We start from the raw sequence: 25,415 nt of genomic DNA, 5'->3' as shown, positions 1-25,415 counted from the left end.
GCGCCGGCGCCGAGAGCCCGAGAGAAGCGAAGGGAAGGGGTTGGAGAGAGGGTCCGGGAACTTCGTGCAGCTGCTGCCCCGCGAATGCCCGCGTTGTGCATCTCACACCCCGTCGGCGCCGCTCAGTGCGATGTTGAGACGGGACGATCAGCGAGCCCGGAGTACCTGTTCGGATTGGAGCCTTCGCTACGAACGGACCCTCACCCCAACCCCTCTCCCACAGGGAGAGGGGCTCAGAGCCAGGTCCCTCACAGCGCGCGCAGGAATCCGGGCATTGCCGCTCGCGAAGGCTTTGCATCGAGCGACAATCCCCAATCCCCAATCCCCAATCCCCGCTCTCACCTCAACCACATCCTCGCCCTGCGCGCCGGCAGGCTGAAGGTGTAGCTGCTGCTGCCGATGTTGACCACGCTGTTCGCATCAAGAACATCACGGTAGTTGGCGAACCACCAGAGCACGCTGTTGTTCATGTTGATGGTGGTGTTGACCGTGCTGCCGCATTTGTTGATGCCGACGATGCCGCGGTTGCCGCGGCGGAACAGCAGATGGCAGTCGCTGTGGGACAGCACCTGCATGTCGCTGCTCTGGGTGGCGTTGTGGAAGCGGATCATCGCGGCGAGATCGCCTCGGCGGTAAGCGTTGACCCAGCGGTTGTCGCCGCTCTCGTTGTTGTCCGAGTAGAGCAGCGGGCTGCCGCCGTCGCGGCCCAGCACGTAGGCGTAGGCCAGGGTCTCGTCCGTGGGGTCGAGGATCAGCCCGCGAAACATCCCGTTGTTCGGAATGTCGTGGGTGACCGTGAACGTGACCGCGCGCGCACTCGGCAGGGCTTGGCCCACGGCCTGCGGGTTCACCAGTGCGTTCATGCTGCCGCCGAAGCGGAAGGCATTGCGGATGCTGCCGAACAGCGGGAAGTCGTAGGCCGCGTGGTCGGTGCCGCTCAAGTAGGGGACGAGAAAGTTGTCGTGCTCGCCGTCGCCGGCGCCGCCGTTGGTGATGACTTCACCGAACACGTGCACGCCCTGCTTGATCTCGGGGGTGAGCACAGCGTTGATGTGCGACAGCGGCATGTGCTTTGCGGCGTCGATGCGGAAGCCGGTGACGCCGAGTCCCTTCAGCGCGGTGAGGTAGCTGCGCTGCTGCCCGATCACATAGCTGTTGCCGAGCAGGTCGGGCAGGCCGGCATCGCCGTTGCCGCCGCACAGACGCCAGTTCTGTACCTGCCAGACGTCGTTGTAGTTGTTGATGCAGTTGGCCGAGCCGAAATCCCACTGCGACAGGAAGTTGAAGCGCAGGTCGCCGAACAGACGCTGGTTGTTCCAGTAGGTCGTGTTGGACGCATAGGTGTTCAGCACGCGCTGGCCGGGGTAGTTGAGGTCGGAGCGCTGTGCCGACTCGTTGGCCATGTGGTTCAGCAGGATGTCGGCATAGACCCGGATGCCGCGCGCGCGTAGCGCATTCGACATCCGCTCGAAGCTCTGCTTGTTGCCCAGCGGATGGTCGATGGTTCGGTAGTCTTGCGGCTGATAGCGTGCCCACCAGGCCGGGCCTTCCGACTTCAGTGGCGGTACCACCAGCACCGCCTTGTAGCCGAGCGACTGGATCTCGGCGGCGCGCGCTTCGACCGTGTCATAGCTCCAGTTGAAAGCGTGCAGGATGACGTCGGCCTGGGCCGGTGCACTGGCCGTCGAGAGTGCCCCCAGAGCGACAAGCCCGGGCAGGGCGGCAAGCGCGCCGCGCACTGTCTGGCTCAGGCGGGACTGCAGACGCTCCGCCAGACGGCGGACAAAACGAGGCTGCTGCGGGTGCGCGAAAGCACCCGTCGTTGAACGGTTCATGGCTGACTCCCTCCCCAGAGAGTGTTGGGTGCTGCATGGGCTGTCGAGCTCCGCACCATGCGGTCGCCGACGACGTTCCGGAGCGATCAACGCGTCTATTGCGCGTGTGTCGTGGATCGACCGGCGCGGCAAGGACGGAGCAGCGGCCCGATCACCCCCAGGGGTGTCAGAGCTTCGGACTGCCTCGTCGCATCACCGCGGCACGCAGCCTAGGCCTGTGCAACGCAGCATAACAATCCCATGCATACGTATTCAGGAGCCGGGATTCGGGATTGGGGATTCGGGATTAGTGAAGAGCGCCGACTTGCTGTGCGAAGTGATCGTGGAGCCGGCGAGCTTCGCTGCTTGCTCTTGGCTCTTGGCTCTTGCGAATCCCCAATCCCCAATCCCAGCCCTCAAGCCCTGAACAAGCGCATGTACACCGCCACGCCGAGGCCCCAGAGGCCGTTCAGGAGCAGGGCGCCGATCACGAGTGTCTGGGTCACGGGAATGCCCTTGATCGGGAACACGACGAACCACGCGACCAGGCTGGGCAGGGCGGCGCCCAGGACGATGGAGAGCATCCAGAAGCGCGCACCCTTGACGCGGCGAACCAGCGCCCACAGCAGGATGCCCCAGAGCCCGCCCCAGAACGCCAGCGAGAGCACTGCGGGTACGCCGAGCGGTGGCACGGGCGTCAGGTTCCAGGGCGCAACGGCGACCTTGCCGGCGAGATGCAGCAGCCACAGCCCACCCTGGTGGAAGAACAGGGTGGCAAGGAAACCTGCAATGAAGGCAAGGATCAGCGTTTTCGGCTTGAACATCGAATGGCACTCCCAGGCGCGTGGCGATGCGCGAATATACGCGGCCCGACCGCTGCGTCCGCGTGCCTGTCGTCCCCTTCCATCCTCCCCAGGTGAGCCTTCGCCATGAGCCAGCCCGTCCTCTACATCGGCAACAAGAACTACAGCAGCTGGTCTCTGCGTCCCTGGCTGCTGCTGAGTCACTTCGGCGTCGATTTCGCCGAACGCGTGCTGCTGCTGGATACGCCCGAGTTCGCCGCCGAGGTCGCCAAGGCCTCGCCGAGCCGGCGCGTGCCGGTGCTGCACGACCAGGGCCGGGTGATCTGGGATTCGCTGGCGATCTGCGAGTACGCCAACGAGACCTGGCTGGGCGGCCGCGGTTGGCCGCAGGAGCCCGGCCTGCGCGCGCTGGCGCGCTCGGCGGCCTGCGAGATGCACTCCGGCTTCGCTGCGCTGCGCGGGCAGCTGCCCATGAACTGCGATCGCCAGCCCAACGCTTACCGCTGGAATGCCGAGGCCCAGGCCGATATCGATCGCGTGCAGGCGCTGTGGGCGCAGCTGCGCGCGGCCTCGGCGGGGCAGGGCGATTTCCTCTGCGGTGAGTTCGGGATTGTCGACGCGATGTTCGCGCCGGTGCTGATCCGCTTCCGTGGCTACGGGGTCGAGCTCAGCGAGATCAGCCGCGCCTACTCCGAGGCCATGCTGGCTCTGCCGGCCTTGAAGGCCTGGATCGCAGCGGGCGTCGCCGAGCCGCAGCGTCTGCCCAAATACGAAGCGCTCAAGTGAGTTCAAGCCAATCCGCCGCGGCGCTCGCGGCGATGAGCCCGCAGCGCGAGCGCAGCCCGGTGCTGGCGATGCTGCTGGGGGCGGTGCTGATCAGCAGCACCAGCGCATTCGTACGCGTCGCCGATGTCGCCCCCACGGTGTCGGCGTTCTACCGGATGTTTTTCGGCGGGCTCATGCTGCTGTTGCTGCTGCGCGCGGTGAATGCGCCATGGCGGCCGCGCACGACCCTGCTGCTGGCGCTGTCGATTCCGGCCGCGGCGTTCGCGGCCGACCTGATGGCCTGGCACCGCAGCATCCATCTGGTCGGCCCGGGTCTGGCGACCCTGATCGGCAACCTGCAGGTGTTCTTCATGGCGCTCGCCGGCGTGCTGTTCTATCGCGAGCGGCTGGGGCCGCGCTTCCTGATCGGTGTGGGGCTGGCCTTTGCTGGGCTGTGGCTGCTGGTCGGGCGCAGTTGGACCGATGTCGGCACCGGCTTCCAGTGGGGCGTCTGGCTGGGCGTGTTCACCGCCTTCATGTACGCGGTCTACATGCTGAGTTTCCGTCGCATCCAGCAGCGCGAGCCCAGTGCGAGCCCGATGTATCTGCTGTGCTGGTGCTCACTGGTCTGCGCGCTGATGCTGGGCGCTGCGGGCGCCGTCGAAGGCCACAGCTTCGTCATTCCCAATCTGAAGACCTGGGGTGCCCTGATCGGGCTCGCCCTGTTCGGCCAGGTGCTGGGCTGGCTGCTGATTTCGTACGCCCTGCCGCGGCTGGACGCTTCGATGGTGGGCCTGCTTCTGCTGCTGCAGCCGCTGCTGGCCTTTGGCGTCGACGTGGTGCTCTTCAATCGCGCCACCGATGGCCTCGACTGGGCCGGCCTGCTGCTGTCGGCGCTCGGCATTTTCATTGGCAGCCAGCGCGCTCGTGCGCCGGCACCTGCGCAGGAACCCGCATGAGCACGTCTGCCCTGATCGAATCCTTGATCCGGCCGGTGCCGGACTTTCCCAAGCCGGGCATCCTGTTTCGCGACATCACGCCGCTGTTGGCGGATGCACAAGGCTTTCGTGCGGCGGTCGACGCCCTGCTGTCGCCTTGGCGCCATCGGCCGCCGCAGCTGTTCTGCGGCATCGAGTCGCGCGGATTCATCTTCGCTGCAGCCATGGCCCAGTCGCTGGGCTGCGGCTTCGTTCCCATTCGCAAGCCGGGCAAGCTGCCCGGCCCGGTGCTGAGCGAGTCCTACAGCCTGGAGTACGGCAGCGACAGCCTCGAACTGCGCGCGGATGCACTGTGCTCGGGCGCCGAGGTGGTGATCGTCGATGACGTGCTCGCCACTGGCGGAACCCTACAGGCCGCTCAGCGTCTCGTCGCGCGCAGCGGCGCGCAGGTCGCCGGTGCGAGTGTGCTGATCGAGCTCGCGGAGCTGGGCGGCCGGGAGCGCCTGGCGCTGACCGTGCTGCACGCCGCGCTTCGCTATTGAGCCTGATCCAGGCGACTGCGCAGCGCTTCGTATCCGAGCCAGTGGGAGCGGCTCAGGGCTCGAATCCATCTGCGAAGACGCCGGCCTCGATGAAGACGATCGGGGTCAATGCCTGCTGATCCCGGCAGCCTGCGGGATGGCTGCAGTCCTCAATCACGAACGCCCGCAGAATGGCGCCGGTGCCCGGGTCGCCCGTCCATTCGAACGCGAGCTGATCCAGCGTTTTGGGTTGGCTGTCGGTGTGCGAGAGCGCCCAGGTGCCGCAGTCGGCCGGAGCCGGGATGTAGGCCCAGCGACCGTTGGCGGGCAAGGCGAAGGCGCCTGCGCCCAGCGTGGCGCTGGCCTTGGCCCAGATCAGCACGCCGCGTGCGCGTCGCATCGGATCAGGGTGCTGCAGTCGCAGCTGGACGGGCCGACCGGGGAAGTGGCGCGGCGGCGCTTGCAGAGTCCAGCCCTGCGGCGGCGGGTTGGCCAGCGTTGGGCTCATGGGCACCAGCGGCAAAGAATTCACTTCGCAGATCGGCGAGCCCTGCGAATTGCCGAAGGCGGAGAGCGGCAGCAGGCACGCCGCGGCAAGCACGAGGGCGCTCGTCCAGGTGGACAGCCGCCTGGGTAGCCGCGCACACGGCGGCGAGGGGGGCCTTGCTTCCAGCGTCGAAGCGGCGCGCGCGGAGCGCCAAGCGAGGGGCAGTGCGGGCATGAGGAATCCAGCCGATGAGCGGTAGCAGGCTTTCGTGATTTGACGCACGGAAGCCTAGCAGGCTCGTTTGCGATTGTTTGCAAAACCCTGCGCGGTTCCGGAACCGGCCATGATCCCTCTCTCCAGCCTCCCTCTCGCCCGGCCGCTTGCGGCGCTCGCTCTGCTCTGCGGATTTGCCGCGCCTGCCCAGGGCCAGGTCATCTTTCGCGACGGCTTCGATCCACAGCCCGAGGCGCCCATCAGCGAAGCCGAGGCCTCGCGGTTCCTCAGCCAGGCGACCTTCGGCCCGACCCTGAGCGAGATCACCCGCCTGCGCGGCATGGGCTACACGCCTTGGCTCAACGAGCAGTTCGGTCGCGCGGCTTCGCTGCAGCTGCCTCACCTCGACAGCCTGATGGCGATCGACCCCAGCGTGGTCTGGCAGGACAAGCGCACCGATATCTGGTTCCGCAACGTGCTTTACCGCGACGATCAGCTGCGCCAGCGTATGGCGTTCGCGCTTTCGCAGATCTTCGTGGTGTCCGATCAGAACGGCGCGGTTGAGGGCAACCCGAACGCGCTGGCGCACTACCACGACATGCTCAGCCAGAACGCCTTCGGCAACTACCGAACTCTGCTGGAGAACGTCACCCTGCATCCGGTGATGGGTCACTACCTGTCGATGTTCAAGAACCGCAAGCCCGATGAGGCGGCCAACATCCGCCCCGACGAGAACTATGCGCGCGAAATCATGCAGCTGTTCAGCGTCGGCCTGGTGCGTCTGAACCTCAACGGCACGGTGATGGATGGCGACGCCGGCACGCCGGGCGTGCAGCCGATTCCCACCTACACGCAGGACACGATCCGCGGTTTCGCGCACGTTTTCACCGGCTGGAACTGGTCGACCTGCAACCCGCCGGTCGCCGGCGATACCGCCGGCAACTTCAACTGGTGGGATTGGCTGTACTGCGCGCCGGGCCCGGGCAGCACCGACTGGCGTCTGCAGCAGGGTTGGCGTCAACCCATGCGGCCGTGGGGAGAAGGCACCTCGTTCGGTTCGGTGTACCACGCCTCCAGCGGCACCAAGCAGCTGCTGAGCTATCCGGGTGTGAGCCTGCCGGGCGGCGTGCTGGCGGCGGGTGGGCAGGCGCGGGCCAACATGGCGGCGGCGCTGGACAACGTGTTCAACCATCCGAACGTCGGCCCGTTCTTCAGCCGTCTGCTGATCCAGCGGTTCACCACCAGCAACCCCTCGCCGGCCTACGTCGCGCGCGTCGCCACCGTGTTCAACAACAATGGCAGCGGCGTCCGCGGCGATCTGCAGGCCGTGCTGCGCGCCATCCTGCTCGACCCCGAAGCACGCAACCCTTCCCAGGCGAATGCCGGCAAGCTGCGCGAACCTCTGCTGCGCGTGACCCAGCTCTGGCGCGCACTCGACGCACGGTCAAGCGACGGCGCCATCCGCGAATGGCCCGACCAGTACGGCGCGCAGTCGGTGCTGAGCTCGCCCACGGTGTTCAACTTCTTCCTGCCGAACTACCAGCTGCCGGGCGAACTCGCCTCGCTGGGCCTGTTCGCGCCGGAGTTCCAGATCACCACCGACACCTACATCACCCGCATGACGAACGAGATCGGCGCCAAGATCTTCTGGGCATGGCAGGGCTCGAACACCGGCACCTGGGACCCGGTCAAGGTGGACCTCAATCGCGATATGCAGATCGCGCACGATGCGGGCGCGCTGGTCGACCGCTACAACCTGCTGTTCATGGGCGGGCGGATGAGCAGCCAGATGCGCACTGTGCTGGTCAACCACTTGAATGGCATGGGCAGCAGCAACAACGATCAGCGGCGCGCGCGCGTGCAGGATGCCCTGTGGCTGATCCTGACCTCGCCTGAGTACGTGGTGGAGAAGTGAGATGAGCCGGAACGATCGACGCGAATTCCTCCACCGCGCGCTGCGCGCCACGGCCGCCAGCGCGGCCTTCGGATCGATGCTGGGCAAGCTGGAGCTGGCGCAGGCGGCCATGCCCAAGCTGCTCGGCAACGACTACCGCGCGCTGGTGTGCATCTACCTCCACGGCGGCAACGACTGCTTCAACATGGTCGTCCCGCGCGATTCCAACTACAGCGTCTACTCCGCGCGCCGCGGCGGGCTGGCCGTGCCGCAGAACCAGCTGCTGGCCTTGAACCCCTCGGTGGCGCCCCTGGGCGGCGGCCAGTTCGGTCTGCATCCGCAGATGAGCGGCACCCAGCAGATGTTCAACGCCGGGCGCGCAGCCATCGTCGCCAACGTGGGCCCGCTGGTGCGACCGATGAGCAAGGCCCTGTACCAGCAGGCCGGCACGCCGCGCCCCGCGCAGCTGTTCTCGCACTCCGACCAGACCGTGCTCTGGCAGACCCCGCGGGCCGATGCGGCCGATCGCACCGGCTGGGGCGGTCGGCTTGCCGACATCTTTGCCGCCAGCAACAGCAACCAGGTGCTGTCGATGAACGTGTCGCTGGACGGCGACAACGTGTTCCAGACCGGCGTGCAGGTGGCGCCCTACTTCATGTCCTCGCAGGGGGTGGAGCAGGTCAGCTTCATCCAGACCGGCGCGGCCAACTGCGCCGACGGCGGCCAAGGCTGGAACCGCCGTCGCTGTCTCGCCTTCAACGCGCTGCTCGATCAGTCGCAGACCCACGCGTTCGAGCGTGCCTACGCGCAGAAGACCCGGCGCACCCTGCAGACAACCGACCAGGTGGTCGCAGCGCTGGCGACCGTGCCCGCCAACGATGTGCTGTTCCGGCCGTTCTGGGATGCCTTTGGCCTGACCTGGAACCCGAGCAGCCTGCCCGAGCTGCCGCGGCTGGCGGCGCAGCTGCTGATGGTGGCGCGGATGATCCGCGCCCGCGACACCCTGCAGATGAGCCGGCAGCTGTTCTACGCCGGTCTCGGCGGCTTCGATACGCACGATCGCCAGCTGGAAGATCACCCGGGCCTGCTGCGTCAGCTGTCGCAGGCGGTGATGGCCTTCTACCAGGTGCTGGACAACCCGGCGATGAGCCTGGGCAGCTCTGTTACCACCTTCACCGCTTCGGAGTTCGGCCGCACGCTGTCGATCAATGGCGACGGCACCGATCACGGTTGGGGCGGGCACCATCTCGTGTTTGGCGGAGCGGTGCAGGGCGGTCGCTTCTACGGGCGCTTCCCCAGTCTTGCGGCTTCGGCCAGCAATCCGGACGATGCCGGCTGGGGCCAGGTCATTCCGACGCTGTCCGCGGACCAGTACGCGGCGACGCTGGCGCGCTGGTATGGGCTGTCGGATGTCGATCGTTCGACCATCTTCCCGAACCTGCAGCACATGAGCGGCAACCTGGTTGCCATCGAAGGGCCCAACCTCGGCTTCATGGCTTGAGTGCGGCCGTGTGCCGCGGGCCTCGACGGCATTGACGCGTTTCCCCCATCCACGCCCCGCAAGGGCCACCGCTACGCGCGGCGCACCTCGTGCGCCGCGTCCTGACTGAAGGCCTCAACGCTATGTCGCGCTGCTTACCCCTCGCTTTGCTGTTCGCTCCGGCCCTGGCTTTCGCGCAGGTGGTGCCCGACCCGCCGCGCTTCGAGAGCTTCTTGACCGGCTTCGGCGGTCCCATCGGGCTCACCCACGCCGGGGACGGCAGCGGGCGATTGTTCGTCAATCAGCAGACTGGCGCGCTGCGCGTGGTTCGCAACGGGGCTTTGCTGGCCACGCCCTATCTCAATGTGGGGGTCAGCAATCCCAGCCTGCAGTGCACCTACCCGGGCGACTCCAGCCCGACCACGGTCGGCTTCACCAGCGGCGGCGAACGCGGTCTGCTGGGCGTGGCCTTCCATCCTGAGTTCGCCAGCAACGGCCGCGTCTTCATCAGCATCACCGATGCCAATGGCGACACCATGCTGCTGCGCTACACGGCCTCAAACCCCGCAGCCGATGTGCTGAGCACGCAGGACCTTGCCACTTGCACCGTGGTGATGCGCGCCGACCAGGACTTCAGCAACCACAACGGTGGCCACATCGCCTTCGGGCCTGACGGTTACCTCTACTTCGGGCTGGGCGACGGCGGCAGCGGCGGCGACCCCTGCGATCGCGGCCAGGTGCTGGCGCCGGCCAATCTCAACGGCAGCGGCGACTGTGCGGTCGACGCCAACTTCACCGCCAACGGCGGCAATGCCGATTCCCGCGCGCTGCTCGGCAAGTTCCTGCGGATGGACGTCGACACCACCACCGCCGTGGGCAGCGGGCAGCTCTGTGGTCGTCCGCGCACCGCACATCCGGCCGTCTACGGCGTCCCGACGGGCAATCCCGGCCTGACGGGTACCTTGGCTGCGGCCTGCGACGAGGTCTGGTCCTACGGCGTGCGTAACCCCTGGCGCTTCAGCTTCGATCGCGAGACCGGCGATCTCTGGATGGGCGACGTGGGGCAGGGCGCGCGCGAGGAGATCAACTTCGAACCCGCAGGCGCGGGCGGACGCAACTACGGCTGGCGCTGCCGCGAGGGCATCGTGCTGCACGCCAACTGCGGCGCGCCTGTCGTGGCCTTCACCGAGCCCGCGCTGGACTACGCGCGCACCTCGCCGCAGTGTTCGGTCACCGGCGGCTTCCGCTACCGCGGGCCGGTGCTGGCGGCCCAGGGGCGCTACTACTACGGCGACTACTGCAGCGCCTTCATCTGGGTGGCGCAGCCGACGCAGACCGGCTTCGCCCATCCGGCCAGCGAGATGCAGGACCTGGGCTCGGGCCTCACCAGCTTTGGTGAAGGCGAGGACGGTGAGCTCTACGCCATCGTGGGCAATACGCTCAACCGCTTGAACGGCATCCGCAGCAACCCGGTGGCTGTGTTCGCAAACGGCTTTGAAGCCACCCCGTAGTCACGAACTGCCGATCGCCCTCAAGTTTTGGGGGCGATCGGCCGCTAGGCTGGCGTCCAGGTTTCGTCCCGCGAGGACCGCATGAGCGATATCGCCAGCATTGCCCGCTCCGGCATGGCCGCCGCGCAAACCCGGCTGACCGCGGCGGCCAGCAACATCGCCAACCGCGAGAGCACCGATTTCCGGCGCTTCCAGGTCGACAGCCGAGAGCAGCCCGGGGGCGGCGTCAGCGCTCGTCTGCTGCGCGATGCCGAGCCGCAGAGCGGCGATGGCCTCAGCACCGACCTCGTCTATTCGATCGAAGCGCGCCAGGCCTTTGCCGCCAACGTCAAAGTGCTGAAGGCCCAGGACGAGCTGCTGGGCGGCTTGCTCGATACGCGAGCCTGAAGAGCACAAGTGCCTCGGCGCCCCCGCTCCCGCCGCCCGCGCCTCAACGCTTGAGGCGCAGCGCCCGTCCGAGATCGTCCCACCAGTAGCGCAGGAAGCTGCGCAGCATGCCGCGTTCGAGGTCCACCGGCCGGCCGCGGGCGATGCGGTCCATCTGCTGGTAGTACCAGCCCTGCGCGCCGAGCACATTGATCATCTTCATCAGCAGGATCGGGCTGGCCGGCGACGCCCAGCCGCGCGGCGCCAGATGCAGCTGCTGCTCGAAGGCCGGCAGGCGGTCGATGCGATGGCTGAGCAGCTCACGCGCGCACGCCGGGTGGGTGCAGAAGGGGCGAGCGATGCCGATCACATCGAGCGCGCCGGAAGCGAGTGCCGCCGCCATGCCCTCGCGGGTGCGAAACCCGCCAGTCACCATCAGCGGCATCGTCGCCACGCGACGGATGGCCTCGGCGTACTCCAGGAAGTACGCCTCGCGCACGCGCGTACTGCTGCGCACCTGCACTGCATCCTCGCTGCGGCCTTCCACGCCGAGCAGGCGCGGCTGCTCATAGGTGCCCCCGGAGATTTCCAGCAGGTCGATGCTTTCGGCGTTGAGCAGCTCGACCACCTTGAGACAGTCGGCGTGGCTGAAGCCGCCTTTGCGGAAGTCGTCGGAGTTCAGCTTCACCGAGAGCGGAAAGCCCGCGCCCACCTGTGCGCGCACCGCTCGCACGCACTCGATCAGCAGGCGCGCGCGGTTTTCGACCGAGCCCCCCCAGCGGTCCTCGCGGCGATTGGTTACCGGCGACAGGAAGCTGCTGATGAGATAGCCGTGCGCGCCATGCACCTGCACGCCGGTGAAGCCGCAGTCCTGAGCGATCTTCGCCGCCGCGCCGAAGCGCTGGACGATGTCGAGAATCTCGTGCTCTTCGAGCGCGCGCGGGGTCTTGTAGCTGCCGAGCAGATCCAGCGTGACGGCGGAGGGCCCGACGGGCTGGCGGGTCGCATAGCGCGGCGACTGACGCCCCGCGTGGCTGATCTGCATCCACAGCTCGGCGCCGTCGCGGGTGCCCGCTTCGGCCCAGGTGCGCAAGCGCGCCCGGGCTTCCGCATCGACGCTGGGAGGGTGGGTGATGTCGATCGCCACATTGCCTGGCCGCTCGATCACGAAGCGGTCGACCATCACATTGCCGGTGATGTTGAGGGCCGCACCGCCGGCGCCCCAGGCCGCGTACAGGCGCGCGTGCTCGGGCGTCGCGCGCAGCTGCGCATCGCCGAGGCCTTCGGTCATCGCGGTCTTGCACAGGCGGTTCTTGAGGACGACGCCGCAGGGCAGGGTGAACGGCTGGGCGAGCGGGTCGCCTGGGCCGGGTGCAGCGGGCTCGCTCGGATTCGACTCGATGGCAGACATGCGGTGAACCGGACAGAAAGTGGGGCTGCGGCGTCTCGCACCGCAGCCCCGCACTATCCGATGCGTTCGCCTGCCGCAGCAAGCGGCGCTCCGACTACTCGAACCAGGTCACCGTGGTCGCCAAGCTCAGCAGCACGCGACCGTCCACCAGCGAATCGCCGTTCGCGGCCACCCGCGAGCCGGCGGGCAGGTTGGTGTCGGCATAGCCCAGATACGCCTTGACGCGGCCGAAGCTGCGCGAGACCCCGACCTGGTAGTGATTGAAGTCGCCGAAGCCGTCGTTGTCGTACTCGGTGCGGGTGGCTTCGAGATCCAGCGAGACCTCGCCGGGCAGCGCGAAGCTGTGCTTGGCCTTGGCGCGCCAGGCTTCGCCGCCCAGCACATCGTCGTCGGCGACCCAGACCGCCAGCGTGGTGCTGGTGGGCAGGGTCAGGCCGGCGGTCCACTCGGTGTAGTCGTAGCCCGAGGGCGCCCCGGTGTAGGTGTAGCGCGCAAAGCCCGCGGTCCAGCCCCAGCCGCTGTCGTAGCTCTGGCCGTAGCCGCCGTAGATGTCGATCTCCTGGTCGGCAGGATCGCCGGGTCCGAAATCGACGTTGGAGGTCCAGAGGCCGGCATAGAAGCCCGCGATCCCGTAATCGAGACTGGCCTGGAAGGCGGGATCGTTCTGGGTCTGGCTGATGCCGTCGAACAGGTAGTCGCTGGCCAGCGTGAAGGTACTGCTCAGGCTGTTGGCGCTGGCGGGCGCGGCAGCGAGGCAGAGGGCGAGTGCGAGCGGAACGTGGCGCATGGTTCAAGCCTCCCTTGGCTTCAGTCGAAGAATGGTGCGGCGATGGCAGCGGGGTCGATCTTCTTCAGCCCTTCGTTGACGACCCGCGCGGCCTCCTGGCCGGCAGGCGTCCGTTGGAACGCGATGTAGAGCTGCTTGTCCTCAAGCAGGCGCGCGTTGAACTGCAGCGCACTGGCCTGGGCCTTCAAGCCGGGATCATTCGCCAGCAGGTAGCCCATGACGTTGCGGTCGATCACCGCCAGCGGCAGCCGCCCGCCTGCAACCTTGCGCAGATTGGTCGCATCGTCGTTGACGGGCTCGACCTTGAGCTCGCCGGCGGCGGCCATGCCATCGAACTCGGCGGTGTTGACGTAGTCGCGTACGGTGCCGATGGCCACGGCCTTGAGGTCGGCCAGGCTGCTCCAGGCCACCGGCGCACTGCGTCGCTCGGCGAAGCCGAGCGGGCCCGAGCCGATGGGATCCGAGAGCAGAAAGCGGGCCGCGACATCTTCAGAGTGGTACTCGGGGAAATAGCCGACCACGCCGCTGCTCGCATCCGAAGCCACCGCCACGGCGCGTGCCCACGGAAGGAAGCGCACTTCCAGCGTGTAGCCCATGGCTTCGGCGGCGGCGCGCGCCACCGCAACGCTGGCGCCCTGCTGATCGAGCTTCTCGCCGGAGTAGGGCGGCCAGTCCAGGCTGGTCAGGCGGATGACCTTGTCCTGCGACCACGCCTGCGCGCTCACGGCAGAGAGCACAAGTGCCAACACAAAGCTTCGCAACATGCTCATCGGCTTCACTCCAGCAGTACCCGGATCGGGCAGGGTTGGGGGCGTGCTTCAGCGGCTTTCCGCGGGCGGGCGGGTGTAGAACTCGTCCAGCAGGCGCTGCGCGGTCTGTGCAGAGGTGTCGATGCTCGCCGCTGCGGTGGAGGTGCGCTCGGCCACGCCCGCGTTCTGCTGGGTGATCTGGTCGAGGTCCTGGATCACCGCGTCGACCTGACTCACGCTCTGGGTCTGCGTTCGCGTCGACTTTGCGATGTCCTCAGCCAGCGCGCGGGTCGCGCTGATCGCGTTGACCAGGTCCCCGATGGCCCGGTGGGTTTGCTCGGTCAGGCCGGAGATCTCGCGGATGCTGCTGTCGTTGTGCTCCAGCATCCGGCGGATGTCGCCAGCGTTGCCCGAGGTCTTGTTGGCCAGCTCGCGCACTTCGCTGGCGACGACGGCAAAGCCACGTCCCGCCTCGCCGGCACGTGCGGCCTCCACCGCCGCGTTGAGCGCGAGCAGATTGGTTTGAAAGGCGATGCCGTCGATGAGCTGGGTGATCTCGCGCATGCGTTCGCTGGTGCTGCGCAGCCCGCCCATCCGGCCGAGCACATCGCCGAGCAGACGCGCACTCTGCACCGCAGCCTGGTCGGCGCGGCTCGACTGCTGCGCGGCCTCGGAAGCGCGGCCCGCGGTTTCGCTTACGCCTTCGTTGATCTCGCGCATGCTCGCGGCGGTCTGTTCGAGCGAAGCCGCCTGGCGTTCGATGGCAGCGGCCAGGTCCAGGGTGGCGTGGCGAATCTCGCTGGCGCGGCCGGCCGAGTCGCCGACGCGGTCGCGCAGCGTCGTCACGAGGGTGTTGAGGCTGATCAGCGCGGCATTGGCGTTGTCGCGCAGGCTGGCGAAGGCGCCGGTCCAGTGGCGAGCTTCGATGCGCGCGTACAGCTGGCCCTCGGCGAGCGCCTGGTGCAGCCGCTCGATCTGTCGGAAGGTTTCCGAGATGCCATCGAGCAGGCCGTTGACCCCATCGGCAAGCGCGCCGACGAACCCGCTGTCGCGCGTCTCGATGCGGGCGCTCAGGTTGCCCGCGCGCGCTTCGGCCACCACCCGCGCCACATCGCCGGCCAGACGCTGCTCCTGCGCGGCGCGCTGGCGCGCTTCGGTGAGATCGCGCCACTGCAGCAGGGCGCCGATGCGTTCGCCGCTGCTGTCGCGGACCGGGCTCAGGGTGATCTCGCCCACCCGTCCTCCCAAGTCCGCATCGACCGCATGATCCCCAGCAAGCTCGGAGATCGCCGGCAAGGGCAGAACCGTGCGGTCGGGCGCGAGCACCGCGTTGTCGACGCTCACCGGGTCCAAACCGAGGATCGTGGCCACCGGCGGATGCTGGGTCAGGTAGCGACGCATCGCCTCCGAGGCCAGCAGCACGCGGCCACTCACATCGACCAGAAGCAGCGGCGCACCGGCGCAGCGCAGGCCTTGCTCGGCGCGCTGCGCGGCCTCAGCGGCCGCTTTCGACCGTGCGAACAGCTCGACGAAGCCGCCCAGGGCGCGCGCCAGCTGGCCGATCTCCGAGTGCGAGCGCGCATAGCGCTGCTGCAGCGCACGCACGCGTTGATCGGCATCGCGACGTGCAGCGCTGCTCGAACCGGGGTCGGACAGCGTTGTGAGCAACTTGACCATCCGGCTGACCGGCCCCGTCACCAAGCGGCTCAGCAGCGCGAGCAGAGCGATGGCGATCGAGAATCCGACCGCACCCAGCTTGAGCAGGTCCTCGCGGGCCTGGTTGCGCAGCTCGATCTGCATCGGCCCATCGCCGACCTGAAGCACGACGCGGCCAATCGGCTCGCCTTCGCGCTTGATCTCGATGCTCCGCGTCTCGGTGTTCTGTCCCGGGTCGGCCTCAGGGTTGGAGAGCTCGAACAGAGCCTGGCCGCCGGCGTCCTCCAGCTTCAGCGATACCAGGGCCGGGTCGCTGAGTTCGACCGAGGTGATCTGGCGAGCGAATTCGATGTCGAGGTTCCAGAGCGGCTCGACCAGGGTGAGCGCCAGGCGCTGCTCCAGCGCCTGCAGCTGCTGCGCGTTGCGCTCTTCGAACTCGGCGCGGATGCTGCGTGAGCTATACACGCTGGCCAGTCCGAACACCAGCAGAAACACAGCCAGCGTCGCGATGCCCATGCGGACCGCCAGGCGGTTTAGAACACTGCGCATGTCGAGCCCCCAGTAAGCCGCATACCCCTGATGCTTCGCTCGTGATGCGCGGCCGTGGCCCTGCCGTCGTGCGCGCCTCTCTGGTACCACCCTGCAAGATCTGACAGGCAAGGTCTGTGCCGTCGGCGCGTTGTCGGGCCAGCAGCCGACGGCCCGCGCTCACCAGAGCGCATGGGCGAAGCGATCCGCTTTGCGCGTGCTGTCGTTGGCCGCCAGCCGCGCGGCGCAGGGTGCCGCCTGCAGCGAGTGAGGGTTCGACGGGTTCAAGGCGCGCGCAGCGCGGTCAGGGCGGGTCGCTCGGGGCTCGGCGCGCCTAAACGCGCTGTCGGCTGCAAGCGAGCCAAGTCGCTTCGAACTCCTCCGTCGCCTGCGGTCGACCGAAGAAGTAGCCCTGGAAATGGCCGCAGCCCATCTCCCGGAGCGGGGCGAAGTGCGCTTCCGACTCCACGCCTTCCGCGATCACACCGAGATGGAAGTGGGTGCCAATGGCGATCAGCGACTGCACCAGGGCGGCGTCGCTGGGGTCTGTGCTGATATCGCGCACGAAGCTCTGATCGATCTTGATGCCGTGCACCGGCAGTCGCTTGAGGTACGACAGCGATGAGTAGCCCACGCCGAAGTCATCGATCAGCAGACGGAAGCCGGCGGCACGCAGCCGCTGCAGGTTCAGCAGGGCCTCGTCGGAGTCACCGATCACCGAGCCCTCGGTGATCTCCAGCGCCAGTTGGCCGGGAGCGACGCCGGCGGCCTCCAGGCGCTGCGCCAGCAGCTCGACAAAGTCGCTCTGGCGGAACTGGCGCGGGCTGATGTTGATGCTGAGGTACTGGTCGTCCGCCAGCAGGCCCAGCTGCCGCCAGCGCACCAGGTGCGAGACGGCTTCGCCGATCACCCAGTTGCCCACGTCGACGATCAGACCCGACTCTTCGCACAGCGGGATGAATTCCCCCGGCGGGACACGCCCGCGCCTGGGGTGAGTCCAGCGCAGCAGAGCTTCGGCGCCGACCAGCTGCTTCTGCGCATCGACGATCGGCTGGTAGTGCAGCTGGAACTGCCCCAGTTCGAGCGCTTCCCTGAGATCGGATTCCATCGCGTGGCGCTGCTCGACCTGCGAGACCAGGCTGGGCTGGAACAGCCGCACCTGGTTGCGGCCTTCAGACTTGGCCTGGTACATCGCGCTGTCGGCGTGTCGGATCAGGCTCTCGATGTCGCTGCCGTCGGAGGGAAACAGCGCGATGCCGATGCTCGCCCGCAGCCGGAACAGCTCGCCGCCGAGGGCCACCGGTTCGGCGATGCGCAGCTTGACGCGTTGGGCTTCAGCGGAGGCGCGCAAGGCCGACAGGCTGGCCTGTTCGTCCAGCCCGGTCAGCAGCACGAGGAACTCGTCGCCACCCATGCGCGCGACGGTGGCTCCTTCCGGCAGGTGCGCGCTCAAGCGATGCGCGATCTCGATCAGGACGGCATCACCGATCGAGTGGCCGCGAGCGTCGTTGAGCTGCTTGAAGTTGTCGAGATCGATGAAGAGCAGGGCGCCCTGCTGGTGGGTCGACTCCGAGACATCCAAGGCCACCTGCAGCCGCTCGATCAACAGACGACGGTTGGGCAGGCCGGTCAGGGCATCGTGGCGCGCCATGTGGGCGGCAGCGCGCTCGGCCTCTTTGCGCGCGGTCATGTCACTCACCAGGGTCTGGTTCACCAGGGCCAGATCGCGATAGGCCTCCTCCAGATTGCGGCGCATGCCCTCCAACGCGCTGACCACCCGATCCAGCTCGTCCTCAGGCCCGCGCCGCGGGCGGCCGATGTCGAAGCTGGTCGGCGCGCTTCGCAGGTCGTAGCTGCCCGCCAGCTCGGCCAGGCGCACCAGGTGCCGAGTCACCGTCTGATTCACCACCCACAGCAGAAAGGCGGCGATCAGCAGCGACAGCGCCACCTGGGCCGCCATGCCGCGCAGTGCCCGCTCCAGCAGTCGCTCCTCGATGGCCGCCAGATCGAAGCTGATCCGAAGCCGCGCCAGCAGCCGCGAGCTGCCGTCGCGCTCGTACTGGATGGAGCGATCCCAGTGCAGCGCCTTGTCGTCGGTGGCGACGCCGATCTCGATCGGCCGGCCGTCACCGAACCAGCCCGCATCGCCCTGTTCCAGCTCTACTCGCATCACGTCCGGCAGCGAAGCGATGCCCTTGAGCAGCAGCTCGACTTGATCGCGATCGAGATTCCACACCGCCAGGGCCAGCGCATTGCCGGAGCTGTCCATGATCTCGGCGACGCGGGTCTCCAGCAGGCGCAGCTCGGCGCGCCGCTCGACAAAGCCCTGCAGCGCGGACAAACAAACGGCCACCAGCAGGCTGAACAGCACCACGTTCAAGGCCAAGCGCCGACCGACGCCCGAGCGCCAGTGGCTCATTCGCGTTGAAATCACCGTCTCGTGTTTGGAGGGCCGCTGCACGACCGTCCGTCCCCTGTCCGCGTCGACGCAGCCGCTCTGCAAGTTTTGCGCCGCCGCTCCACGACAGCGTAGGGCCCAGGCAGGTGTATCGCCGGGCTCCGTTGCCGGCGGGCGAGACGCGTTTGCAGCGCTCTGGAATCGACGGGCCCCCGGCGCGCCGCCGTGCCCGCGGCATCGCCGTATCCATGCCGCGAGCTTGCGGATCGTCGCGCGCTGCCGCTGGTGCGTGTCGCCCAGCCCGCGTTTGCGGGCTCAAGCGCGGGGCAGGTGCCGTGGCCGCGCGTTGGCAGCGGTGTGGGTCGAGCTTCAGCGCAGCGGCGGCAGCCCGAGTGCGCGCCGCCGCTCGTTGAGCTGCTCCGGCGCATGAACCGGCGCGCGGAGCCAGACCGACCACTGCGACATCCTGAACGACTGCGTGCCGTAGAGCTGCGGCAAGCCTGCACGCACCCGCACGCGATCCGTCAGCAGAGCGAGCGCGGCGGGCCTCAGCTCGCCTTGCAGAACGCTCAAGCTCACCGCGGGCAGGGCCGCGGCCTGGATGCCGGGATGCGCGTGTTGGATCACCAGGAAGGCGTTGAACGCCGCGTCCTCGCCCACGCGACTCGTCAGCGGCCAACCGTGCTGCCATTGCAGCGCGTGCAATCGGGCCATGTTCTCGACATCGCCGGCGCGCATGCGCTGCCCGCAGGCGCGAGCGTCCTCGGTCCGCCCTGCGTTGCAGCTCTGCAGGCCGGTTCGAAACGTTTGGTCGCGCTGTCCCAGTTCCAGCAGGGCGGCGCGGTAGTCGGGGTCTGCGAACTGCGCTCGACTCTCCGGCGCGACGAGCACGCCCATCCCCGTCAACAGCAGCAGAAGCGCTCGCGCGAACACCCGGAAAAGCGTCGATGGCGGCATTCTCAGATCCGTCGTAAGGGTGGCAGGTGCCCGTACGTGAGTCCGCGCCACAGCCATTCCAAGGGGCCATAGCGGAAGTAGCGCAGCCACAGCGGCGACACAGCGACCTGGGCCGCAAAGAGACACAGGGCGATCTGCACCTGGCCCCAGCGATCGACCTCGCCGTACCAGCCCAGGCCGTAGCCGTAGAACAGCAGGCTGCAGACCAGGGACTGCAGCAGGTAGTTGGTCAGCGCCATGCGGCCAGCGGGCGCCAGCACGCTGAGCGCGCGCGCGCCGAGGCCGGTCTGGAACAGCAGCACGAACGCGGCGAGGTAGGCCATCGACAGCGGCAAGCTGCCCAGGCTCATCAGGCCTGCGGCGAGCAGCGCCTCGCCCAGGCCGGTCTCGAGGTCGAAGCTCACGCCCACGGCAAGGCTGGCGCGGATGAACACGGCGCCGAGCAGGGCGCCGATGACCAGGGTCAGCCACCAGAAGCGCCGATGGTTCTGCGCGTTCTGGATGCGACCCGAGCGCAGCAGCCAGGCGCCGAGCAGGAACACGCCCAAGGCCATCGGCACCTGGAACATCAGCACCGTCTGCAGCATCACGGTGAAGTACTCCTCGGCGCGGTGCAGGCTGACTTCAAGGTAGCTGCCGATGGCATAGAGGCGATCGGAGGCCGCCCCCAGCGCGACCGAATCGCCCATTTCGGCCGCCATCTGCGCCTTCGCCTCCTCGGGCATGAAGCCCATGGCCCAGCCCAGCAGCACCCACAGGGCCGAGACGCCGAAGTACAGGCCCAGCCCCGTGACCAGCACCGCCACCCCGCGCACCTGCAGAAAGGCCATCAGCATCAGCGCGGTGAGGCTGTAGGCGAACAGGATGTCGCCCGGCCACAGCAGCACGATGTGCAGCAGCCCGAAGGCCATCAGTGCGAGCGTGCGTCGGAAGTACAGCCAACCGAACGGGCGGCCCGAGCCCTCGAGGCGATCCTGCATCAGCGCGAAGCCCATGCCGAACAGCAGCGAGAACAGCACCCAGAACTTGCCCTGCACGAACACGTAGACGAGCCACGCGGCGGTGCCCGCGGCGCCGGGCGAGGTGTCGATGCCGCTCATGAAGTCGTGCACCGAGCGGTTGAAGAACTCGATGTTCATCAGCAGGATCCCGAGCAGCGCAAAGCCGCGCAGGGCGTCCATCAGGTGCAGGCGATCCTCGGGCGGGCGAGGGGCGGTGATCGGCAGTGCTGTGCTCATGCGCGTCTCGTCGGATTCACGGGCTGGCGGGAGGCGACAGTGTCGCCCAGGGCAGCCCTACGATGGATACGAAGCCCCGGCGTGACGCGCGGGATCGCTTTCGCCATGACACGCAGGCAACGCGATCGGCGATCATCCCTGCAGTGTCCACGCAGGAAGGGAGAGCGCAATGCAATGGGTCGGAACCACATTGGTCGGGCTGATCGCCCTGCTGCACGTCTACATCCTCGTGCTGGAGATGTTTCTTTGGGACACGCCGCGCGGGCGCCGCGCCTTCGGCATGAGCGCCGAGAAGGCCGCTGCGACCAAGGTGCTGGCCGCCAACCAGGGGCTGTACAACGGCTTTCTGGCCGCGGGCCTGTTCTGGGGCCTGTGGCAGGGCGACGCTGGCTTGGATGTGCAGGTGTTCTTCCTGGCCTGCGTACTGGTCGCGGGCCTGTACGGCGGGGCGACGGCGAGCCGGAAGATCTACTTCATCCAGGCCTTGCCGGCAGCGCTGGCCCTGGCCTTCGTGCTGCCCAGATGGCTGTAGGGCAAGGCTGAAACTTCAGCCTTGTTCCAGGCGTGTCAGTGGGCCGCGGGCATTGTCAGATATGACAGCTTGCCCGCACTTGAGAAAGCCACGAAGGTTCTGGGCTCCGACGCGACTGCCCGCGTCGGAGGCACACATCGCCGCCCGCCCATCCCATTCCTTGGAGATCTCGCTCATGAAATCCCTCGTGTTGACCGTTGCTTCCCTCGTTCTTGCCGCTGGCGTCGGCGGTGCCGCTCAGGCCAACCCCTTCGAGCCCCCCTATGCCTGCGGGCCGGAGAATCAGGGCGCGGTGACCGCCACCGAGAACATGGATGCCAACGGCAACGGTGTCCGTTTTGTATTCACCTGCTACCCCGACGGCTGGCTGCTGACCGAAACCTGGTACTGCGCCAACGACGGCTGGACCTACAGCTGCACCGTCATGTGAGTGTGGATGGGCGGCGCATCGCGACGATGTGCCGCCCATCGCGGGGTGTTTGTGTCGGTGGGGTTCCCACCCGCGTTCGCGTCGGCTGAAAGCCCGTACCTCTGCGCAGGGTGCAAAGGCCGGCAAGTCAACGCTCGGCAGGGGTGCCTCACAGCCGCCCGCGTACAATGGCGGGCTTCGCGAACCCCGCATCGAGGCCCCCCGATGAGCACTCCCGCCAGCCGCTTGCCCGCCGACGACAGCGCGTCCGCCGCATCGCCCTTGCGCTTCGTCACCGCCGCCAGCCTGTTCGACGGCCACGACGCCGCCATCAATGTGATGCGCCGGCTGATCCAGTCGCAGGGCGCTGAAGTCATCCACCTCGGGCACAACCGCTCGGTCGAGGACGTGGTGCGCGCGGCCCTGCAGGAAGACGCCGACGGCATCGCGCTCAGCAGCTACCAGGGCGGCCACACCGAGTACTTCAAGTACATGGTGGACATGCTGAAAGAACGCGGCGCCAGCCACATCCGCGTGTTCGGCGGCGGCGGCGGCACCATCACGCCTGAGGAAATCGCCGAGCTGCAGGCCTACGGCGTGGAGCGCATCTACCACCCGAACGACGGCATGGCGATGGGCCTGGTCGGCATGATCGAAGACCTGGTCGCCCGCACGACCAAAGCCAGGCTGAGCACGCAGAAGCCCGCCGCGGTGACACCGGACGACGAGATCGCCGTCGGCCGCATGCTCTCCGCGATTGAAGAAGGCGCCATCCCCGAGGCCGAGCTGGCCGCCCTGCGCAAGGGCTGGCAGCTGGCCGGCGGCAAGACCCCGGTGGTCGGCCTCACCGGCACCGGCGGTGCGGGCAAGAGCTCGGTCACCGACGAGATCATCAACCGCTTCCTGCAGCACTTCCCGGCGATGCGCATCGCGGTGATCTCGGTCGACCCCACGCGCCGCCGCACCGGTGGTGCACTCTTGGGCGACCGCATCCGCATGAACTCGCTGCGCTCGAAGCGCGTGTTCATGCGCTCGATGGCCACGCGCCGTCAGCACGTCGCCACCAATGCCGTGCTGAAGGACTGCATCGCCTTCCTGCGCGGCCTGAGCTACGACCTCGTGCTGGTGGAGACCGCCGGCATCGGCCAGAGCGATTCCGAGATCGTCGACCTGGTCGACTTCCCGGTCTACGTGATGACCAGCGACTATGGCGCGGCCAGCCAACTCGAGAAGATCGACATGCTCGACTTCGCCGAGCTGGTGATCTTGAACAAATTTGACCGCCGCGGCGCCGAAGACGCCCTGCGCGACGTGCGCAAGCAGTGGAAGCGCAACCGCGTGGCCTTCCAGATGCCGGATGAAGAGGTGCCCGTCTACCCGACGATTGCCTCGCAGTTCAACGACCCGGGCGTGAGCTGGATGTTTGCGAATCTTTGCCGCCTGTTGGCGGCAAAGATGGGATTCGTTGCTCGGGAGTCGGGAGTGGCAGAGCAGGGTGCGGCGAGCTCGCGCTGCGACTTCCATCCGAAGGTGGATGTCAGCCTCAAGGAACCCCGCGCCACCGTGCTGATCCCCGGCGCACGCATCCGCTATCTGGCGGAGATCGCCGAGCAGGGCAGGGCGATCAACCACGGCATCGAAAAGCAGAGCGAAATCGCCAGCCGCGCGCAGAGCGTGTACGAGGCGCTGCGCGAGCTGGAGGACCCGCTGCTGCCGAGGCCGTTGGAGCTGTACGACGCCTCTGCTTTGCTCGCCTCTCCCAATGGAGCGAAGCGTGCCGCTGATGAGCTCCCGGTGGGAGCTCATGGCGCGCTGAGCCCGAGCGAAGCGAAGGTTGGGGTTGGGGGAGAGGGTCCGGCAAGCCCAGAGACCGTCCAACACCCGAACCCTCTCCCCAACCCCTCCCCCATTGGGGGAGGGGCTCGCATTGAGCCCGACCGCACCCTCCTAACCCTCCGCCAGCGCTACAACGACGCCGTCCAATCCCTCAGCAGCGAGAACTTGAAGCTGCTCCGCGCCTGGCCCGAGCGGCTCAAGTCCGTCACCGACGAGTTCAACGAATACACCGTTCGCGACAAGGTCATCCGCGTCGAGAACTACCGCGAATCGCTGAGCCACCAGAAGATCCCGAAGATCGCCGCACCCAAGTGGAAGAGCTGGGGCGAGCTGCTGGTGTTCCTGGGCAAGGAAAACCTGCCCGGCCACTACCCCTACACCGGCGGCGTCTACCCCTACCGCCGCAGCGGCGAAGACCCCATCCGCATGTTCGCGGGCGAGGGCACGCCGGAGCGCACCAACCGCCGCTTCCATTACCTGAGCCTCGGCCAGCCGGCCGCACGCCTGTCCACCGCCTTCGACAGCGTCACCCTGTACGGCGAAGACCCGGCCGAGCGCCCGGACATCTACGGCAAGATCGGCAACAGCGGTGTGTCCATCGCAACTCTGGACGACATGAAGAAGCTGTACTCCGGCTTCGACCTGTGCGCGCCCACCACCAGCGTGAGCATGACCATCAACGGCCCCGCGCCGATCATCCTCGCGATGTTCATGAACACCGCCATCGACCAGCAGGTGGAGAAGTACCTGAAGGCCGACGAAGCTCGATGGGCCGAAGCACAGAAGACCATCGCCAAGCTCTACGAAGGTCGCATGCGCCCGGTGTATTCCGGCGGCCTGCCCGAAGGCAACAACGGCCTCGGCCTGGGCTTGCTGGGCGTCACCGGCGACCAGGTGCTGGACGCGGAAACCTACGCCCGCATCAAGGCCGAGACGCTCAGCACCGTGCGAGGCACCGTGCAGGCCGACATCCTGAAAGAGGACCAGGCGCAGAACACCTGCATCTTCAGCACCGAGTTCGCGCTGCGGATGATGGGCGACATCCAGCAGTACTTCGTCGACCGACGGGTGCGCAACTTCTATTCGGTGAGCATCTCCGGCTACCACATCGCCGAGGCCGGGGCGAACCCGATCTCGCAGCTGGCCTTCACGCTCAGTAATGGCTTTACGATTGTCGAGTACTACCTCGCGCGCGGCATGAAGATCGACGACTTCGCGCCCAACCTAAGCTTCTTCTTCAGCAACGGCATGGACCCGGAGTACACCGTCATCGGCCGCGTGGCCCGCCGCATCTGGGCCCGCGCCATGCGCGAGCGCTACGGCGCCAACGAGCGCAGCCAGATGCTGAAGTACCACATCCAGACCTCAGGCCGATCACTGCACGCGCAGGAGATCCAGTTCAACGACATCCGCACCACGCTGCAGGCCCTGTACGCCCTGTTTGACAACTGCAACAGCCTGCACACCAATGCCTACGACGAGGCCATCACCACGCCGACCGAAGAGAGCGTGCGCCGCGCCGTGGCCATCCAGATGATCATCAACAAAGAGCTGGGGCTGAACTTCAATGAGAACCCCTGGCAGGGCAGCTTCGTGGTCGACCAGCTCACCGACCTGGTGGAAGAGGCCGTCTACAAGGAGTTCGAAGCCATCAGCGAGCGCGGCGGCGTGCTGGGCGCCATGGACACCATGTACCAGCGCGGCAAGATCCAGGAAGAAAGCCTGTACTACGAACACAAGAAGCACGACGGCAGCCTGCCCCTGGTGGGCGTCAACACCTACCTCGGCAAGGACCACGGCGGCGAGATCACCACCACCATCGAACTGATCCGCAGCACCGAAGAAGAAAAGGGCCAGCAGATCGCCAACGTGCGCAGCTACCAGGAGAACCGCAACGCCGCCGTTCTCCCCTCTCCCCTCGTGGGAGAGGGGCAGGGGGAGAGGGGGCAACCAGCCTCAGCCCTGGCCTACCTCCAATCCACCGCCCGCAAGCGCGAAAACCTGTTCGCCGCGCTGATCGAAGCGGTGAAGACCCACAGCCTTGGGCAGATCAGCCATTCGCTGTATGAGGTGGGTGGGGAGTATCGGCGGAATATGTAGTTTGGTCATCACGAAGGTCAAT

Annotated in this window: 20 protein-coding genes; 10 read left to right on the top strand and 10 right to left on the bottom strand. The window is 67.4% G+C overall.

Going from position 1 to position 25,415, the window contains the following annotated elements; translation table 11 throughout:
* Positions 1–338: 338 nt before the first annotated feature.
* On the bottom strand, positions 339–1,835 hold the full coding sequence (locus tag H4O13_07720; GenBank protein ID MBE5315274.1) for an alpha-amylase family protein: 1,497 nt from the start codon (positions 1,833–1,835) through the stop codon (positions 339–341).
* 395 nt (positions 1,836–2,230) lie between these two features.
* A complete protein-coding gene (locus H4O13_07715) occupies positions 2,231–2,638 on the bottom strand; it encodes a hypothetical protein (protein MBE5315273.1) in 408 nt (135 codons plus the stop codon).
* Between the two features lie 105 nt (positions 2,639–2,743).
* On the opposite strand from H4O13_07715, the gene H4O13_07710 reads away from it, so the two are divergent.
* The 3 genes from H4O13_07710 to H4O13_07700 are packed head-to-tail and all read left to right on the top strand — an operon-like array spanning position 2,744 to position 4,862.
* Positions 2,744–3,403: a glutathione S-transferase family protein gene (locus tag H4O13_07710; GenBank protein MBE5315272.1), complete on the top strand. Its 660-nt coding sequence runs from the start codon at positions 2,744–2,746 to the stop codon at positions 3,401–3,403.
* 32 nt (positions 3,404–3,435) lie between these two features.
* Positions 3,436–4,341 (top strand): DMT family transporter, encoded by a 906-nt coding sequence (locus H4O13_07705; GenBank protein MBE5315271.1) that lies wholly within the window; start codon positions 3,436–3,438, stop codon positions 4,339–4,341.
* Positions 4,338–4,862 carry an adenine phosphoribosyltransferase gene (locus H4O13_07700; protein MBE5315270.1) on the top strand — a complete coding sequence of 175 codons (525 nt, stop codon included), beginning with the start codon at positions 4,338–4,340 and terminating at the stop codon, positions 4,860–4,862. The genes H4O13_07705 and H4O13_07700 overlap by 4 nt, the downstream gene beginning before the upstream one ends.
* Before the next feature lie 52 nt (positions 4,863–4,914).
* Here H4O13_07700 and H4O13_07695 read toward each other — a convergent pair whose 3' ends face one another.
* Complete coding sequence (locus H4O13_07695) at positions 4,915–5,442, bottom strand: hypothetical protein (GenBank protein ID MBE5315269.1); 528 nt, start codon at positions 5,440–5,442, stop codon at positions 4,915–4,917.
* Between the two features lie 229 nt (positions 5,443–5,671).
* On the opposite strand from H4O13_07695, the gene H4O13_07690 reads away from it, so the two are divergent.
* From H4O13_07690 to H4O13_07675, 4 genes are all read left to right on the top strand, one after another.
* Positions 5,672–7,456 carry a DUF1800 domain-containing protein gene (locus H4O13_07690; GenBank protein MBE5315268.1) on the top strand — a complete coding sequence of 595 codons (1,785 nt, stop codon included), beginning with the start codon at positions 5,672–5,674 and terminating at the stop codon, positions 7,454–7,456.
* A gap of 1 nt (position 7,457) precedes the next feature.
* Positions 7,458–8,936 (top strand): DUF1501 domain-containing protein, encoded by a 1,479-nt coding sequence (locus H4O13_07685; GenBank protein MBE5315267.1) that lies wholly within the window; start codon positions 7,458–7,460, stop codon positions 8,934–8,936.
* 89 nt (positions 8,937–9,025) lie between these two features.
* Positions 9,026–10,426, top strand: a complete 1,401-nt coding sequence (locus H4O13_07680) for a PQQ-dependent sugar dehydrogenase (GenBank protein MBE5315266.1) — start codon at positions 9,026–9,028, stop codon at positions 10,424–10,426.
* Positions 10,427–10,507: 81 nt separating this feature from the next.
* Complete coding sequence (locus H4O13_07675; protein MBE5315265.1) at positions 10,508–10,813, top strand: flagellar basal body rod protein; 306 nt, start codon at positions 10,508–10,510, stop codon at positions 10,811–10,813.
* Between the two features lie 43 nt (positions 10,814–10,856).
* Here the strand turns inward: H4O13_07675 and H4O13_07670 are convergent, their stop codons facing one another.
* The 7 genes from H4O13_07670 to H4O13_07640 form a co-directional block, all read right to left on the bottom strand.
* Positions 10,857–12,203, bottom strand: coding sequence for an NADH:flavin oxidoreductase/NADH oxidase family protein (locus tag H4O13_07670; GenBank protein MBE5315264.1), 1,347 nt, complete (start codon positions 12,201–12,203; stop codon positions 10,857–10,859).
* A 94-nt stretch (positions 12,204–12,297) separates the two neighbouring features.
* The gene (locus tag H4O13_07665) at positions 12,298–12,990 is read right to left on the bottom strand and encodes a hypothetical protein (protein ID MBE5315263.1); all 693 of its coding nucleotides are present in this window, start codon (positions 12,988–12,990) and stop codon (positions 12,298–12,300) included.
* Positions 12,991–13,010: 20 nt separating this feature from the next.
* Positions 13,011–13,754 (bottom strand): transporter substrate-binding domain-containing protein, encoded by a 744-nt coding sequence (locus tag H4O13_07660; GenBank protein MBE5315262.1) that lies wholly within the window; start codon positions 13,752–13,754, stop codon positions 13,011–13,013.
* 54 nt (positions 13,755–13,808) lie between these two features.
* Entirely contained in the window at positions 13,809–15,944 is a 2,136-nt protein-coding gene (locus H4O13_07655) for a PAS domain-containing protein (protein ID MBE5315261.1), read from the bottom strand.
* 313 nt (positions 15,945–16,257) lie between these two features.
* Entirely contained in the window at positions 16,258–18,342 is a 2,085-nt protein-coding gene (locus tag H4O13_07650) for an EAL domain-containing protein (GenBank protein MBE5315260.1), read from the bottom strand.
* Between the two features lie 348 nt (positions 18,343–18,690).
* Positions 18,691–19,278, bottom strand: coding sequence for a hypothetical protein (locus tag H4O13_07645; GenBank protein MBE5315259.1), 588 nt, complete (start codon positions 19,276–19,278; stop codon positions 18,691–18,693).
* 2 nt (positions 19,279–19,280) lie between these two features.
* Entirely contained in the window at positions 19,281–20,516 is a 1,236-nt protein-coding gene (locus H4O13_07640) for a DUF418 domain-containing protein (GenBank protein ID MBE5315258.1), read from the bottom strand.
* A 169-nt stretch (positions 20,517–20,685) separates the two neighbouring features.
* On the opposite strand from H4O13_07640, the gene H4O13_07635 reads away from it, so the two are divergent.
* From H4O13_07635 to H4O13_07625, 3 genes are all read left to right on the top strand, one after another.
* Positions 20,686–21,048 carry a DUF1304 domain-containing protein gene (locus tag H4O13_07635; protein ID MBE5315257.1) on the top strand — a complete coding sequence of 121 codons (363 nt, stop codon included), beginning with the start codon at positions 20,686–20,688 and terminating at the stop codon, positions 21,046–21,048.
* 175 nt (positions 21,049–21,223) lie between these two features.
* Positions 21,224–21,478 carry a hypothetical protein gene (locus H4O13_07630; protein MBE5315256.1) on the top strand — a complete coding sequence of 85 codons (255 nt, stop codon included), beginning with the start codon at positions 21,224–21,226 and terminating at the stop codon, positions 21,476–21,478.
* A 204-nt stretch (positions 21,479–21,682) separates the two neighbouring features.
* Positions 21,683–25,393 (top strand): methylmalonyl-CoA mutase family protein, encoded by a 3,711-nt coding sequence (locus tag H4O13_07625; protein MBE5315255.1) that lies wholly within the window; start codon positions 21,683–21,685, stop codon positions 25,391–25,393.
* The last annotated feature ends 22 nt before the right edge of the window (positions 25,394–25,415 follow it).

Source organism: Lysobacterales bacterium (assembly GCA_014946745.1).
In the GTDB taxonomy this organism is placed as follows: domain Bacteria; phylum Pseudomonadota; class Gammaproteobacteria; order Xanthomonadales; family Xanthomonadaceae; genus Aquimonas.
The sequence above is the reverse complement of the archived record's forward strand: the minus strand, read 5'-3'. Positions and strand labels throughout refer to the sequence as shown.